1 protein-coding gene is annotated in these 793 nt (G+C 77.8%); it reads right to left on the bottom strand.

The genetic code is table 11. From position 1 onward, the window contains the following. Window positions 1-530 (bottom strand): hypothetical protein (locus AB8Z75_RS35130; RefSeq protein WP_369209215.1); only part of this gene is annotated, 530 nt, incomplete at its 3' end. Between the last annotated feature and the right edge of the window lie 263 nt (window positions 531-793).

Here is a 793-nt window from a genome sequence, read left to right as displayed (position 1 = left end):
GGCACATGAGGGGTGCGCTCGGCACGGGTCCCGCCAGTCGACGTCTCACCGGCCGACGCGGAACCGGCCGACGACTCACCGGCCGGCGTCCCGCCGGCCGGTTCCGCGTCGGCGGGTCGGCGCACCTGCGGGACGGACGCGGGTGTGAGCGCCTCGGCTCGGCGGAGGAGTCGGCCGCGGCGGGCCGGCTCGTCGGCTCCCGCCCGCTGGGCGCACAGCCGGCGGAGGGCGGCCAGGTCGTCGCGGGTCGGCAGGTGGCCGGCGTCGAGCGCCGCTTCCAACTGGTCGAGGTAGCCGGTGGCGGCGCCGGGCAGGGCCTGGCGGTAGCGGGCGAGGTCGGCCCGCAGGAAGGAGCGCAGTCTGCCGGCCTCACGGACGGCTTCGTCCACGGCCTGGGCGAGCCGCAGGTACGCGCGGGCGTCCTCGGGCGCGGGTGCGGACTTAAGGGCGGTGGCGAGGGCGCCGCCGAGCACGCGCAGCTCGTCGGCGCTGAACGCCACGCCGCCTCGGGAACCGTGTGGCGTGGGCATGGGGAGACGATAGGCGCCCCATGCCCTAAATGTGCTTATCGCCCGATTTCCGGGCGTGGCGCTCGCGCCCGGGCCCTCGGTGCCGTCCCACGGACGGGCCGTCGGTGCCGTTCCGCAGGCGGGCCCTCGGTGCCGTCCCACGGGCGGGAAGTCGGTGCCGTTCCGCAGGCGGGCCGTCGGCCCCGTCCCACGGGCGGGCGGCGGTCCGCCCGCGGAACGGCACGTCGGCGCTGAACGCCACGCCGCCTCGGGAACCGTGTGGC

It is taken from the genome of Streptomyces sp. PU-14G, from assembly GCF_041028275.1.
In the GTDB taxonomy this organism is placed as follows: domain Bacteria; phylum Actinomycetota; class Actinomycetes; order Streptomycetales; family Streptomycetaceae; genus Streptomyces.
Note: the sequence above shows the minus strand (reverse complement) of the source record. Positions and strands in the feature narration are given on the sequence as shown.